The 13,803-nt window shown below is 32.7% G+C and carries 12 protein-coding genes; 7 read left to right on the top strand and 5 right to left on the bottom strand.

The features are described 5' to 3' along the window. Positions 1 to 635: transposase (locus ACFQ0R_RS09170; RefSeq protein WP_379658064.1), on the bottom strand; the 635-nt coding region annotated here is incomplete at its 3' end. Positions 636 to 1,048: 413 nt separating this feature from the next. Here ACFQ0R_RS09170 and ACFQ0R_RS09165 point away from each other — a divergent pair. The 4 genes from ACFQ0R_RS09165 (at position 1,049) to ACFQ0R_RS09150 (ending at position 6,435) form a co-directional block, all read left to right on the top strand. Beyond that, entirely contained in the window at positions 1,049 to 1,885 is an 837-nt protein-coding gene (locus tag ACFQ0R_RS09165; RefSeq protein ID WP_379658063.1) for a hypothetical protein, read from the top strand. 253 nt (positions 1,886 to 2,138) lie between these two features. Next, positions 2,139 to 2,924, top strand: a complete 786-nt coding sequence (locus ACFQ0R_RS09160) for a GLPGLI family protein (protein WP_379658062.1) — start codon at positions 2,139 to 2,141, stop codon at positions 2,922 to 2,924. A 138-nt stretch (positions 2,925 to 3,062) separates the two neighbouring features. Next, a complete protein-coding gene (locus ACFQ0R_RS09155; RefSeq protein ID WP_379658061.1) occupies positions 3,063 to 3,788 on the top strand; it encodes a GLPGLI family protein in 726 nt (241 codons plus the stop codon). Next, entirely contained in the window at positions 3,766 to 6,435 is a 2,670-nt protein-coding gene (locus tag ACFQ0R_RS09150) for a carboxypeptidase-like regulatory domain-containing protein (RefSeq protein ID WP_379658060.1), read from the top strand. The genes ACFQ0R_RS09155 and ACFQ0R_RS09150 overlap by 23 nt, the downstream gene beginning before the upstream one ends. 163 nt (positions 6,436 to 6,598) lie before the next feature. Here the strand turns inward: ACFQ0R_RS09150 and ACFQ0R_RS09145 are convergent, their stop codons facing one another. Continuing rightward, complete coding sequence (locus tag ACFQ0R_RS09145) at positions 6,599 to 6,937, bottom strand: single-stranded DNA-binding protein (protein ID WP_379658059.1); 339 nt, start codon at positions 6,935 to 6,937, stop codon at positions 6,599 to 6,601. 446 nt (positions 6,938 to 7,383) lie between these two features. On the opposite strand from ACFQ0R_RS09145, the gene ACFQ0R_RS09140 reads away from it, so the two are divergent. Genes ACFQ0R_RS09140 through ACFQ0R_RS09130 form a run of 3 tightly spaced genes read left to right on the top strand, consistent with a single transcriptional unit; the run spans position 7,384 to position 10,275 of the window. Continuing rightward, positions 7,384 to 7,560: a hypothetical protein gene (locus ACFQ0R_RS09140; RefSeq protein WP_379658058.1), complete on the top strand. Its 177-nt coding sequence runs from the start codon at positions 7,384 to 7,386 to the stop codon at positions 7,558 to 7,560. Positions 7,561 to 7,600: 40 nt separating this feature from the next. Next, complete coding sequence (locus tag ACFQ0R_RS09135; protein ID WP_379658057.1) at positions 7,601 to 9,601, top strand: tetratricopeptide repeat-containing sensor histidine kinase; 2,001 nt, start codon at positions 7,601 to 7,603, stop codon at positions 9,599 to 9,601. Positions 9,602 to 9,606: 5 nt separating this feature from the next. Then, complete coding sequence (locus ACFQ0R_RS09130; protein ID WP_379658056.1) at positions 9,607 to 10,275, top strand: response regulator; 669 nt, start codon at positions 9,607 to 9,609, stop codon at positions 10,273 to 10,275. Positions 10,276 to 10,313: 38 nt separating this feature from the next. Here ACFQ0R_RS09130 and ACFQ0R_RS09125 read toward each other — a convergent pair whose 3' ends face one another. The 3 genes from ACFQ0R_RS09125 to tyrS form a co-directional block, all read right to left on the bottom strand. Continuing rightward, on the bottom strand, positions 10,314 to 11,273 hold the full coding sequence (locus ACFQ0R_RS09125) for an OmpA family protein (RefSeq protein WP_379658055.1): 960 nt from the start codon (positions 11,271 to 11,273) through the stop codon (positions 10,314 to 10,316). A gap of 30 nt (positions 11,274 to 11,303) precedes the next feature. After that, the gene (locus ACFQ0R_RS09120) at positions 11,304 to 12,074 is read right to left on the bottom strand and encodes an exodeoxyribonuclease III (RefSeq protein ID WP_379658054.1); all 771 of its coding nucleotides are present in this window, start codon (positions 12,072 to 12,074) and stop codon (positions 11,304 to 11,306) included. 410 nt (positions 12,075 to 12,484) lie between these two features. After that, positions 12,485 to 13,780 (bottom strand): tyrosine--tRNA ligase, encoded by a 1,296-nt coding sequence (gene tyrS / locus ACFQ0R_RS09115; RefSeq protein ID WP_379658053.1) that lies wholly within the window; start codon positions 13,778 to 13,780, stop codon positions 12,485 to 12,487. Between the last annotated feature and the right edge of the window lie 23 nt (positions 13,781 to 13,803).

Raw genomic sequence — 13,803 nt, 5'->3', positions numbered from 1 at the left:
TTTCTGGACTTTAGGGCTGCCAGCTCTTGTTTATTAGCACTGATGCTTTGTTGCTCTTTGCTAGCTTTATTCTCCTTAGCTTTTCTATAGACTTCTTTATCTCGGTGGCTGATATGGCGAACTTCTGCAAGATGACCCTCCAGGTCCTGCTTAGGTACTTTGAGTTCCAGACTGTCCATAGAAGCATTGGCTTTGACTGGTGCAGAGTCTATAGCCTGGGTATGACCGATCACCATACCTTTATCAATACACATCTGTAAAACTTTGGTAAAGACCTCTTCAAATATCTCTTCTGGAAAAAGCTGACGAGTTCTGCTTATTGTAGAATGCCAGGGCAATTCATCGTCTATATCGTAGTCTATAAAGAACAAAATATCCAAGCGCATACTGCAATGCTCAATCAGTTTCCGATCACTGATAATGTTCTCCAAATAACCCACCAAGCACAACTTAAAAAACACAACAGGATCAATACTTTTTTGACCGCTTGATCCGTAATAAGGCTTGGTTAATTTATACAGATCCTCTAAATCCAAAACCGACTTTAATCTGCGATAAAAATTGTGTTCTGGGACACGTTCACTGAGTAAGAATTGAGTGAACAGTTTCTCTTGATACTCCTTTTTTCCTTGCATTACTAAAGATAATCAATTCCAAACTTTTCAATGCCAATCAATTATATATATTTACAAGAAATTCAGTTGTGCAACAGGCACAATGTATAACCGCAATTACGGCGGATTCGACTACGTCCGAATCCACTCGAAATTCCTAAAGTCAGTGCCAAACCGAAAATCATTAACTTTAATCCCGTAACTGACGGTTATACGAGAACGTTCAATTCGTTTCTGTACGTCCTTTTATAGGGAGCGAAAGTGATACTGTGACTGAGCAATGTGGTTAATGTGTATGTTCTTATAAAACTGAAGTTACTTACGTACTTTGGATAAAAGTAGGTAGTTCAAAGACTTTAATGACTGTAGATTGTAACTAAAACTTAATGGGGATTTTATTTTATATAATATCCCCATTTTTTAAAATCTTATGAATGTATAAAATTATTATAGCTTTAGGTTTTTTTATAACATCCCTAGTAAACGGTCAAGACTCAATTTTAGTGAAAATAAAGTCAAACGATTATAAGCCGATCAATGGTGTTTTAACAATTAACCAGAAGAATAAAACTTTTGATTATTCAAATAAAAAAGGAGAAACGACAATAATTTATAAAAATAAAAGTGAGATCATTAATTTTGACCTTTCAGGATATGAAAATTTAAATTTAAGCGTAGAGAATATTTTGAAACAGAAAAAAGCAATTATTCTGAAGCGTAAATTTGAAACATTAGATGAAATAATTGTCAAGGTTAAAAAGATACCTGAATACGATTCCTCCTTTAAGTTTAAATCTAAGAAAAAATACTACACGGATATAATAGGCTCAAATGCAACTTTCTTATCCTATTACAAAAATAAAACCTGCAAAAAATGTTATTTGAGCACTTTAGTTTTATTTATTAAATCTGATTCTACGATTAATTTGACTGATTATAGGCTTAAACCACTCATTTTCAGAAAAGCTAAAGATAGTTTGATAAACTTATTTGAAAACCCTGATATGCTTAACATTTCTGAAAATGATAAAGAAATATTAATTGACTTTTCGAGGCTTTCCTTGAAATTCAATAAAAATGAAGAATTTTATATTGGTTTTAAATTGATTAGCAATGATAAATATTCTAAAAAATTGAAAGTTAGAGCTTTGAATTTTAAAAAGAGTCACAGCTTGCTTAAAAAATCACCAGTCGATGATTGGTTTGTTTTAGATAATGATAGAAATGGTTATACCTTAGATTTTGAACTTTATTTTAGAGATACACTATAATTTAATGAATTTGAATCTGACTTTGTGTTTTTAGTTACACTATAACTATTACAAATCAAGTATCTGGTGAAGTATTAACTAGAAATTAGACTCAAACAGCTAATGTCTCAAGTGAAACTGAATGTAAAGCATATGCTAAGACTACTATGATGTTACAAGCCAGATTAGTTCGAGCTGAGTTAAACAGTTAAGATTAATTTTACAGATGGGGTTGATAAAATATTGTCAGCCTCATTTTATTTAAATGATACAAATGAAAAATATAATATGTCTTTTAATTACCTTTATTACAGTTCATTTTACAAACGGCCAAGATAAATCTTCAAAAATTTATGTGGAGTACGCTGTCAATAAAGGTTCTATCAATAGTACTGAATATTTAATAGCTAATACCAATAATGCGCTTTATACCACTGATTTTATAGAAGTGAAGAATGACAAGACTATAGATAGCGAGGATGGTGATGACTACAGAATCAATCCTGAAATAGTAAAAGTTAATGCTATGAAGTATTATAGCCAGCTGGACTCACCCTACTTGTATTTTGTAAGTCAGTCCAAAAATACTGAGAACACCATCGTTGTAGTAGATAGTTTACCAAAACTGCAATGGGAATTGAGCCCAAACAAGACTAAAGAGATCAATACATTTACTTGTTTTGAAGCAAAGACTACATTCAGGGGTAGTAAAATAGTTGCATTCTATACTCCCGAAATCCCAGCCGGATTCGGGCCTTTTAAATTTAAGGGATTACCAGGCTTAATTTTAGAAGCTTATAATGAAGATAGCGGATTAAAATATCACTGGAAGGCAATAAAAATTATTAGCCCATTTAATCAAAAATTAAATTTAAAGTTTTCAGAAGAACTGTATGATTCACCGTTAGTTACCTATAGAAGTATTGTCGAAAAATTTGATAACAAATTGAAACAAATGGATGAAAGAATGAAAGCTAGGGTTTCAAGAGGAGGTTCTATAACATTGAATAAAACAGAACGGGTGAGTATAGAAAAAATTTACGAATGGGAAGAGAAATAAACTTATGAATTCTTTAATTCTAACAATATCCTTTTTTTTCATGAAAGTACTAAATAAGTAAAGATCAGGAAAAAAAATCAAAAATATAATTTTTAAAATCAAGCAATTTTCTAATTAGATGAAATCAAAACTTAACTTATGAAAACCTTTATATCTCTCATTTTTCTCTCATTTATGTTTTTTTCTTTTGGACAAAACAACTACGAATCACAGTATGATTACATCAATGTTGGATTAGGAAAAACTATACCAGTGAAGCATATATTTAATTCGAATGAATCCATATCAATATTTAATTTTCAAGGAGAAAATAACTTGACCCAGGATGAGTCAGGTGAATTGAGTTTTAAAATATCGCTTAATGACTCCATTGGTAATCAGTACTATAACCGTTCAGATAAATTGATATTTAGAGACGTCGTATTTAATAGCGGTAAAGAATATGTCATTGTAGAAGATGATTTACCCGATTTTAAGTGGCAAATATCTAAAGAAACCAAACAAATAGGACCCTACCAATGCTTAAAAGCAACAGGATCTTTTAGAGGTAGAACCTACAAAGTTTTGTTTACACCTGAAATAATCAACCAATTTGGCCCCTGGAAATTTAGAGGTCTTGATGGAATGATAGTTCAAGCTAATTCTTTAGACGGAACTATTCAATTTATTTTAAAGAATATAATGAAATCTGAAGAAGCTATAAATGTGCCAACCGATGGTAAACAAATGAGTTTGAAGCAATACATCGAGCTGAAAAAAAGCACAGTAAATGATATAACGAATAAAATTAAATCTAAACTTCCTAGAGGAGCAACAGTCACTGTAAATACAACTAATGATTATGCTCTTGAGACAGAATTTTAAAGTGTTGGCAATTTTATTTTTGGTATCCTCAAATTTATTCTCTCAAGCATTTAGTATTAAAGGAAGTTTAAAGGATAGCTTAGGTAATTCAATCGAAAATGTCAGTGTTATTTTAAAATCAGATAGTTTAAGTATCGTAGGGTATACATACACCAATAAGTCGGGAGAGTATCTATTAGAGAGTCAAAGGGAAGGAAAGCACATACTGCAATTTTCTTCTTTAGGTTATGCGTCTAAAACCATTCCTGTCTTTTTAAATTCAGATACAAATGAACTGAAGATTGATGTGGTGTTGAAAGAAAAAGAAATGGATTTAGATGAAGTCATCATACAATCTGAACGACCAATTACTGTAAATAATGATACCATTTCTTTAAAAACTAAATTTTTTGTGGATGGAACCGAACAAACAGTCGAAGATCTGCTTAAGAAAATTCCCGGACTTCAGGTTGACAATCAAGGAACCATAAAAGTCGGTAATCAGGAAATCGAAAAGCTGATGGTTGATGGGGATGATCTTTTTGAACGAGGCTATAAAATTTTATCCAAAAACATGCCTGCCTATCCCATTGAAGAAGTGGAAGTGCTAAAAAACTACTCCAACAACCGGCTTTTAAAAGGGGTAGAAGAAAGTAATAAGGTAGCTCTTAATTTGAAGCTGGACGAAAAGTCCAAACGCATCTGGTTTGGAAATGTAGAAACCAGTATTGGTAATGACAGCTTCTATCAATTGAAAGGTAATTTGATGAATTTTGGTAAAAAGAATAAGTATTATTTCTTAACCAATTTAAACAGTATTGGATACAATGCGACTGGAGATATTCAAAGTTTGATTCGTCCGTTCAGATTCAATGAACCTGCCAGTATTGGAGATAATCAAAGTGTAAATACACTTCTAAGTTTATCTCCAAGTCAGCTTAACTTTAAAAAAAGCAGAACCAATTTTAATAATGCCGAGTTATTATCACTCAATGCAATATTTAATCCCACCGAAAAATTCAAAATAAAAACACTTGGGTTTTTCAACTGGGATGAAACAGATTTTTTTAGAAATTCCACTGACTTCTTAAACGTGAGCGGAGCTAGTTTTACCAATACAGAAGACTATAAGCTGCGTAACACAAAACGGATAGGCTTTGGTAAACTGGATTTTATATATAATTTTTCCAAAACCAAAATGCTGGAAGCAACGACCAAGTATAACAATGGAGATTTTGATGATGTTTCCAATCTTACCTTCAATGGGAATTCCACGATTGAAAATCTGCAGCATCAAAACACCCTTTTTGATCAAAAAATAAGTTATAGCAATAAGTTCAAGGATAAAAAAGTATTCTTATTGACCGGACGTTTTATCGATGAGGAGTCACCTCAACACTACAGTCTTAATGAATTCTTTTATGAAGAGTTATTTCCGGCTTTTGATAATGCAAATAATGTTTCGCAGCAAAGCAACAGCCAGATGAAATTTGCAGGTATCAACGCGCATTTGCTTGACCGAAGAGATAAGGGGGGTCTACTGGAATTGCAGGTGGGTAATGAGTATAGAGAAGACAAGTTGGTAACAACATTTTCTTTGTTGGAAGACAGTTCTATAATTAATCAACCTGAGGGTTATCAAAATCAAACCAAATACCAGGTGAATGATTTGTACTTCAAAAGTAAATACCTTTTTAAAATCAAAGATTTTGGTATAACAGCAAAATTAGATGCGCATCAGCTTTTTAATCGGTTAGAAAATAGAAACACATCAGATACTCAAAAACCATTATTTATTAATCCAAGTTTAGGTATGGACTGGAAATTAAATGATAAAAACAAGTTTATGATTTCCTATTCATATAATACCACCAATGCTGGAGTGTTGGATGTGTTTGATGATTTTGTTTTGACTGGCTTTCGTTCATTTACTAAAGGAACAGGCGATTTTAATCAGTTAGATGCCTCAAATCTTGTGTTCAATTATCAATTGGGTAATTGGAGTGACCGTTTTTTTGCCAATACATTTATCATATATAATAAAAACCACGATTTCTTTTCAACCAACACACAACTTCAGCAAAATTTTGCTCAGGCAGAGAAGATACTTATTAAAGACCGTGAACTTATTAATATCAATTCAGATTTAGATTTTTATTTTAAGTTCATTTCTTCAAACTTAAAATTGGATTTAGGCTACACCAAAAGCGAGTTTAAGAATATCGTCAATAGTTCTGGTTTAAGAGAAGTCACCTCAAATAATTATAATTATGGATTGGAGTTGCGTTCGGGATTTACAGGTGTTTTTAATTACCATATAGGAACAAAATGGACAACTACAGAAATTCAAACCACTATTGATAATTCATTTACGAATAATGAGAGCTTTTTGGATTTGTCGTTTGTGTTCAGTGATCAATTTGATGTTCAATTCCAATCGGAACTTTATTATTTTGGGAATTTGGAAACGGACAACACCTATTATTTCTTAGACTTTGATGCGCGCTATAAACTGGTAGAAAACAAATTAACTCTAGGGCTTTCAGGTAAAAATCTGTTCAATACTGAAAAATTCAGAACCTTCTCAGTTAGCGATATAGGTTCTTCCACTGCTGAATATAGATTGCCGCCAAGATATGTGCTATTTAAAATAGAATACAGATTTTGATATAGGAAACGCTTAAAAAAGGTGTTATGAATTGAACCTATAGTTTAATCATTACAAATGATAATTTGAGAGAACAGAATCCACTCTTAATGTCATGAAATAATAAAAACCCTTATTTGTTTTAAGTAAAACAAGTAAGGGTTTTAAAATTAATTCAACTTGCTTAGGCTTTCTTCGATGTCGTTTCAATCTCCGAACAATTGATTTCGGTGATGTAACGTTTTTCGCCGTCTTTGGTTTCGTAGGAACGTGGAGCGAGTTTACCCCTCAGTAGGACTTCCTGCCCTTTTTTGACGTAGGTTTCTATAAAACTGGCGTTCTTACCCCAGGCGACGATATTGTGCCAGTAGTTGTTTGTGACTTTCTCTCCGCTGTTATCGTAATAGAATTCATTAGTAGCGAGTGAGAATTTGACTAATTTCTTTCCAGAGTCTAAATTAACAACTTCTGGATCCTGGCCTAAGTGGCCCATTAACTGTACGTGATTTTTTAAAGTACTCATAACTATAAAATTTAAATGGTTTTAAAACTGACTGGGACTATCCAAGCCAAATCGATGGTGTTTCCAATCGACAGGGCAAAGATGCAACAGTAGTTTTGTTATAGTCGTCTGTTATCCAGTTACTTCCTTTTGTTTACGATTACAATCGTTTGTAGCCGTCTGTAAATTTTTTTAAATCTTTTCCTTTTTTCATTTTTCAAAGAAAATACAGCTAAGAAAAAATCATTATCGACTAATCGTATAGTTGAAAATAGATTGTTTTTAGCCCTGAAAGCTTAGCAAAGCCAGATTATATAAGAATCCGTTGCTATTTCATGCACATTAACCTCATTAAAAATGTACGGTTTTCCCGTAATATAAGTACGGTCGAACCGTAAACCAAATGGTTTTCAATGATTTAGATTTGTATAAACAATAAAACAAACTTTAATTTAAAACAATAAGTCATGAAAAAAGTAATCGGAATTTTCACAATGGTATGTTTATTTTTCTTTGCAGGATGTTCACCAGAATCATTTAGCGATGATCAATACGAAGGAAAAACTCCAGAAGATATTTTTGGAACAGGTGGAGAAAACAGACATTACAAAGCAGAAAATACTCATGAAGATGGAGATTTGTAAAATTTAATTTAATACATTAGGCAAGATTTAGCGCAGATTAATGAAGCATTATACGTATTGTCTTGTCGGATTTATTTTTCTTTTTAGTTGTCAATCCCCTAAAAATGATAATGTAGAAGTTGACTCAAAATTAAGAGACTCTATTCTAACTTATCTTAAAAAATTCGATAATAATAGTAATAAAGAAATTAATTTAAAAAGGACATTTCAATTTGTAAAGCAAATAAAAAACGATAGTTTACAGATTAAGTATTTAAAAGCGTTAGATTACCGAGCTCTTAACGAAGGTTTTAACTTTTATAAGAGTATAAACGATCTTGCTAGAAAAAAAGCTGAAAAGTATAATGACTCTTTATCTTTAGCTAAATTATATTGGAATTTAGGTGATTATAATTTAAATTCAAATAAGGCTGATGAAGCGTATTACGCTTATAATGAAGCTCAATATCTTTATAATTTAAAAGGAGATTTAGCAAATTATGCTCAAATTTTATATAATCAAGCATTAATACAGAGTCAAGCCAAAGATTTTACAGGAGCAGAGGTTAACTTAATAAGAGTAGTTGAAATTTCTCAAAACATCAAAAATTTCAGTCTTTTATTTAGAGCATATAGCCTATTGGCTACGACCAATTATAATTTGAGAAATCTTGATGTAGCTATTAAGTATCACAATAATGCATTACAAGCTTTAGGTAAAGTTGAAGATGCAGACATATATATAGCGGCCACTTTTAATAATCTTGGTAATGTTTACGAAAAGCAAGAAAAATATGACCTTGCCATCAAAAATTATCGAAAGACACTTTCAACCAAAAATATTTACGAAAGAGATCCGTATCTCTATGCGATGGCTTTAGATAATTTAGCTTACAATCGCCTTGAAACGGGAGAGCTTCAGAATGTATTACCAGACATGGAAGAAGCATTAAATATCAGAAAGCGTATAAATCATCTCGCTGGTATTTCCATAAGTCAAATTCATATTGCAGAATATTACCAATTCAAAGGAAATATTTCTAAGGCAGTAGAATTTGCTGAAATTGCTAACACTACTGCAAAAAGCAATAACAATAATCGAGACATTCTTAAATCTTGGAAACTACTGGCAGATCTTCAGCCAGAAAACAGCTACGCTTATACCAGTTCATATATAGATTTAAGCGATAGTTTACAGGTAGAAGAACGTAAAGTTAGAAATAAATTTGAACGCATACGCTTCGAGACAGATGAGGTTATGCAACGTGCAGAAATGCTAGAGGAGGAACGAACCATTATTTTCCTTATTTCTTCACTTATCATTATTATAGGCAGTTCGGTTTTTGTATTCTATATACAACGCTCCAAAAACAGGGCTCTTGAGCTGGAGCGCGATCAAAAAATTGCTGACGAAAAGATTTACGAATTGCTACTAATCCAAAGCGCCAGGAAAGACGAAGGGAAGCGCGAGGAACGCGATCGTATTGCAAGGGAACTTCATGATAATATACTTACAGAGCTTTATGCTAACCGTATGAACCTGATGTTTTATAAATACAAAACTGGCATTAAAGGAGATGAGAAATTTGGTAAACTTACTGATAATCTCATGGATGTAGAAAAGCAAATTAGAAATCTATCTCATGAACTTTCTAATACTTACTTTGATGAGCACAAAGAATTTGGTGATTTGATTCAGGACCTTCTCCATAAACTACAACTTGAGAGATCTCATCAATTAACGGTAGATGATTCTGTAAACTGGTCTATGATTGCTTCCAATATCAAAATGCACACATATCGAATTCTTCAGGAAACGATTATGAATATTCAGAAACATGCGAAGGCGAGTTTTGTGTTCATAAAATTTAGTTTGAATGAAGAAGCAAACGAAATTGAATTCATTGTAAAAGATAATGGGAAAGGATTTAGCAGCAACAAGAAACCTGGAATTGGACTTAAAAATATAAAATCTCGTGTTGAGGATATAAATGGTAAAATAAGTATTGATTCTAAGCAGGGTTCCGGAACCAAAATCAGTATTTTTATACCCATTAATTAAATGTTATGGCCAAATACAACGTATTACTTGTCGATGATCACCCAATGATAATTGCTGGCTTCGAGCAAGCATTGGATATCATTAAGGACCAAAGTAAAAAAATGAAATTCAGTAAAGATTCTGCTCTAGACTGTACCACTGCAGCCGAATATATAACTGATGAAGAAAATAGTTATGACCTTATCTGTCTTGATCTTTCTCTTCCTGGGAGCAAAGATGGAAAGTATAGTTCCGGAGAAGATTTAGCAAAACTGGCAAGGAAACATCAGCCTGATGCTAAATTACTTATCTGTACAATGTTAGAGAACAATTACAAGGTGCTTAATGTAATGCGGAGGATAGATCCAGATGGTTTTTTGGTAAAGTCTGATACCAATCCAGATATATTAATTTCTGCTATAGAAAATTTGCTCAAAGGAAAAACTTATCAGAGCTCTACAGTTCATCAAATGCTTAAAAAAACTGTAGAATTTTCTCATAATATCGATGAAGAAGATCTCAAAATTCTTTTTTTATTGTCTCAAGGTATATTGACAAAAAACTTGCCAGAACATATGGGACTTTCTCTAAGTGCGATAGAAAAAAGAAAAAAACAAATGAAACAATTCTTTGATATTTCCAACAGAAATGATAAGATTCTTCTTGAAAAAGCAAAAGAAAAGGGATTTTTATAATAAAAATCCCTTTTCTTTTTAACGTAACAATTTATTTGTCACTCACTCAATAGTTTTGATATCTCGTCAAGTTTAGGAGTCAATACAACTTCAATTCTTCTATTCTTAGCTCTACCTTCTTCTGTTGTGTTTGGGGCTAAAGGAGCATATTCGCCTTTACCTGCAGCAGTTAAATTTTGTGGATCAATTTCACCATTCTTCAGCAATAATTTTAAAACTTCTGTTGCTCTCTTGGTGGATAAATCCCAGTTATCATTCAATGGTCCATTACCTCCATATGGAACATCATCCGTATGGCCTTCTATCAATACGGCAATATCTGGATTTTCTGCTAAAACCTTTCCAAGTTCTTTCACAGCTTTTTGTCCTTCATTTCCTACATTCCAGCTTCCAGAGGCAAACAAAAGTTTGTTTTCCATTGAAACATAAACCTTACCATCTCTCATTTCAACGCTAAGACCTTGCCCTTCAAAGTTTGTTAAAGCTCGGGAAAGATTATTCTTGAGGGTCTGCATTTTTTGCTCTTTCTCAGCAATCAGGCTTTCTAATTCTTGTACACGTTGTGATCTAGCCTGTAAGTCTTTCTGAAGTTGCTCTAGGCGGTTTTTTTCTTTTGCAAGCGCCGCTTCTTTTTCTTCCAATTGACTAAGTAGCTGTCTGTTTTGTTTTGAATTTTCAGCAAGTGCTTCAGAGCTATTTTTCTCTAAAGCATTATAAGATTCTTCAAGCTTATCAAGAGTACTTTTATTTCTTTGATAATCTGCAAGAAGATCGTCGCGTTGAGTTTTTAAAACTTCAATCCTATCTTTAGAATAAGTCAATTCATCTTCAACAGCAGTCTTTTCGGAATTGCATTCATCTAGCTTTCTGTTGAGTTGCTCATTAGTTCTTTGTAAAGAATTTAAATCATCCTCAAGTTCCAGGAATTTTTTTTGACTCACACAGCCTATTAAGTTTAGGCTTAAGAAACCAATAAATAAATATTGCATAAATTTCATAATGGGAAAGATTTTTTAAAGTAAAAGTTATTAATTCAAGTTTAATTCTATGAGTACTGGGCAATGGTCACTGTGCTTAGCTTCAGATAATATAACAGATCTTGAAATTTTATCTTCAATTTCTTCTGCTACAAGAAGATAATCTAGACGCCAGCCTTTGTTGTTCTGTCTGGCATTTGCTCTATAGCTCCACCAAGAATACTGAACTACTTCTTCGTTCAATTTCCTGAATGAATCTATAAACCCAGATTGATCTAAAAAACTCGATAACCATTCACGTTCTGCTGGTAGAAATCCAGAAACTGTTTTTAATCTTACTGGATCATGGATGTCTATGGCCTCATGACAAATATTATAATCTCCACATATTACCATGTTAGGGATATCTCTCTTGAGGTCCTCAATATAGAATTTAAAATCCTCCATATATGTGAACTTGTAATTCAGACGGTCATCATTTGTTCCTGAGGGTAGATACAAACTCATTACAGATATGTTTTCAAAGTCAACTCTTATATTTCTGCCCTCTCTGTCCATATAATCTATACCCGTGCCATATTCTATATGTTTTGGTTCAGATTTACAAATAATGCCAACACTGCTGTAGCCTTTCTTTTCTGCAGAATACCAATAACAATACTTGTAACCTATTTCCTTAAAAATAGAGTCATCTATTTGTTCTGGTTGGGCTTTGGTTTCTTGAAAACATACTACATCTGCATTTGCAGCCTTTAGCCAGTCAACAAGTCCCTTTTTGAGAGCGGCGCGTATGCCATTTACGTTATATGAGATAATTTTCATGTCCTATTTTGGGGTCAAAAATAAGGATAAGTAAGCAACTTAATTTCAACAGCTCATATATTTTATAATGAAAAGTTTAAAAAAAAATAAATTATTTAAATCATTTATTTTCAGATATTTGAGGAAATGTGCTGTTAATTATTTACAAATATATCTAACTTTATTTTTTAGAACTAGATTTGTGTTTTACATTTGTATCAGGATGAAGTTTTTTCATAATAGATTGGTTAGTTAAGAAAAGCCTTGAGCACTCGCTCAAGGCTTTTCTGTTTTTAGGAATATCCTTGTTTTAAAAACAGGCATTAAGCTAAGTATCCTCTCTGTTTTTAGTGTGAATAATAAAAAATATCCTGTCCAAGCGTTTTAGAACAGGATATCTTTTAACCTTTATAAAGCTTAAAGCTTAAAGCTTAATTGAATTTAATCAGGTAAGTATTTTTCTTTCCTTTATTGATCAAGACATATTTGCTGTTAATTAAATCGGATTCAGTAAGACTATAATCTAGACCTACTTTAGATTTGTTTACAGAAATAGAATTTTCTTTAAGAGCTCTTCGAGCTTCACCATTAGAGTTTAAAAAATTGGTTTCAGCAGATAAAGCAGCAATCATATCAAATCCACCTTTTAAAAGATCTTTATTTAACTCTTTAAGCGGAACTCCTTCAAACACATCCAAAAAGGTAGCTTCATCCAATTTGGCAAGATCTTCTTCAGTACTTTTTCCAAATAAAACTTGAGAAGCTTCTTTTGCTTTTTCCAACGCTTCTTCAGAATGTACAGCTTTTGTAATCTCGTCTGCTAGTTTGCTTTGTAATGTCCTTAAATGTGGTTGCTCTTTATGGGAATTTACAAGGCTTTCAACTTCGTTCTTTGAAAGGAAAGTGAAAATTTTAATGAATTTTTCAGCATCTTCATCACTCGTATTTATCCAATATTGGTAGAATTTATAAGGTGATGTTTTCACAGGGTCAAGCCAGATATTGCCAGTTGCTGTTTTTCCAAATTTGGTGCCATCAGCTTTTGTAATAAGAGGGCAAGTTAAAGCAAAGCCTTTTCCTTGGTCTATACGTCTTATTAATTCTGTACCCGTGGTAATATTTCCCCACTGATCACTTCCACCCATTTGCAAAGTGCAGTTTTGGGTTCTGTACAAATGAAGAAAATCATAGCCTTGGACCAATTGATACGTAAATTCAGTAAAACTCATCCCTTCTTTAGATTCTGAAGATAAACGTTTCTTAACTGAATCTTTTGACATCATGTAGTTGACGGTAATGTGTTTTCCAACATCTCTGATGAAGTCCAAAAAAGAAAAATCTTTCATCCAGTCGTAATTATTAACCAGGATTGCTGAGTTTTCTTCCGAAGTTTTAAAATCTAAGAATTTTGATAATTGCTTTTTTAAAGCATCCTGATTATGCCTTAATGTTTTTTCATCTAAAAGATTACGTTCCTGTGATTTTCCAGAAGGATCTCCGATCATTCCTGTAGCACCTCCTACTAGCGCTACGGGTTTATGGCCAGCTAATTGAAAGTGTCTTAGCATCATTACGCCTACCAAGTGTCCAATGTGTAGAGAGTCTGCTGTGGGGTCTATGCCTACATAGGCAGCTCTAGAAGCTTCGTTTAGATGCTCTTGAGTACCTGGCATAACATCGTGAACCATTCCTCTCCAGGTAACTTCTTCTATAAAATCTTTTTTCATTCTCAGTTATGATTTGCCACAAA

The sequence above is a fragment of the Psychroflexus salinarum genome (assembly GCF_042677225.1).
Taxonomy (GTDB): domain Bacteria; phylum Bacteroidota; class Bacteroidia; order Flavobacteriales; family Flavobacteriaceae; genus Psychroflexus; species Psychroflexus salinarum.
This window is presented reverse-complemented; position numbering and strand designations above follow the sequence as displayed.

Bases quoted from the DNA above. Each gene is read 5' to 3' on its own strand.
- ACFQ0R_RS09165 (WP_379658063.1), top strand. From the start codon at position 1,049: ATGTATAAAATTATTATAGCTTTAGGTTTTTTTATAACATCCCTAGTA.
- ACFQ0R_RS09160 (WP_379658062.1), top strand. From the start codon at position 2,139: ATGAAAAATATAATATGTCTTTTAATTACCTTTATTACAGTTCATTTT.
- ACFQ0R_RS09155 (WP_379658061.1), top strand. From the start codon at position 3,063: ATGAAAACCTTTATATCTCTCATTTTTCTCTCATTTATGTTTTTTTCT.
- ACFQ0R_RS09150 (WP_379658060.1), top strand. From the start codon at position 3,766: ATGCTCTTGAGACAGAATTTTAAAGTGTTGGCAATTTTATTTTTGGTA.
- ACFQ0R_RS09145 (WP_379658059.1), bottom strand. From the start codon at position 6,937: ATGAGTACTTTAAAAAATCACGTACAGTTAATGGGCCACTTAGGCCAG.
- ACFQ0R_RS09140 (WP_379658058.1), top strand. From the start codon at position 7,384: ATGAAAAAAGTAATCGGAATTTTCACAATGGTATGTTTATTTTTCTTT.
- ACFQ0R_RS09135 (WP_379658057.1), top strand. From the start codon at position 7,601: ATGAAGCATTATACGTATTGTCTTGTCGGATTTATTTTTCTTTTTAGT.
- ACFQ0R_RS09130 (WP_379658056.1), top strand. From the start codon at position 9,607: ATGGCCAAATACAACGTATTACTTGTCGATGATCACCCAATGATAATT.
- ACFQ0R_RS09125 (WP_379658055.1), bottom strand. From the start codon at position 11,273: ATGAAATTTATGCAATATTTATTTATTGGTTTCTTAAGCCTAAACTTA.
- ACFQ0R_RS09120 (WP_379658054.1), bottom strand. From the start codon at position 12,074: ATGAAAATTATCTCATATAACGTAAATGGCATACGCGCCGCTCTCAAA.
- tyrS (WP_379658053.1), bottom strand. From the start codon at position 13,780: ATGAAAAAAGATTTTATAGAAGAAGTTACCTGGAGAGGAATGGTTCAC.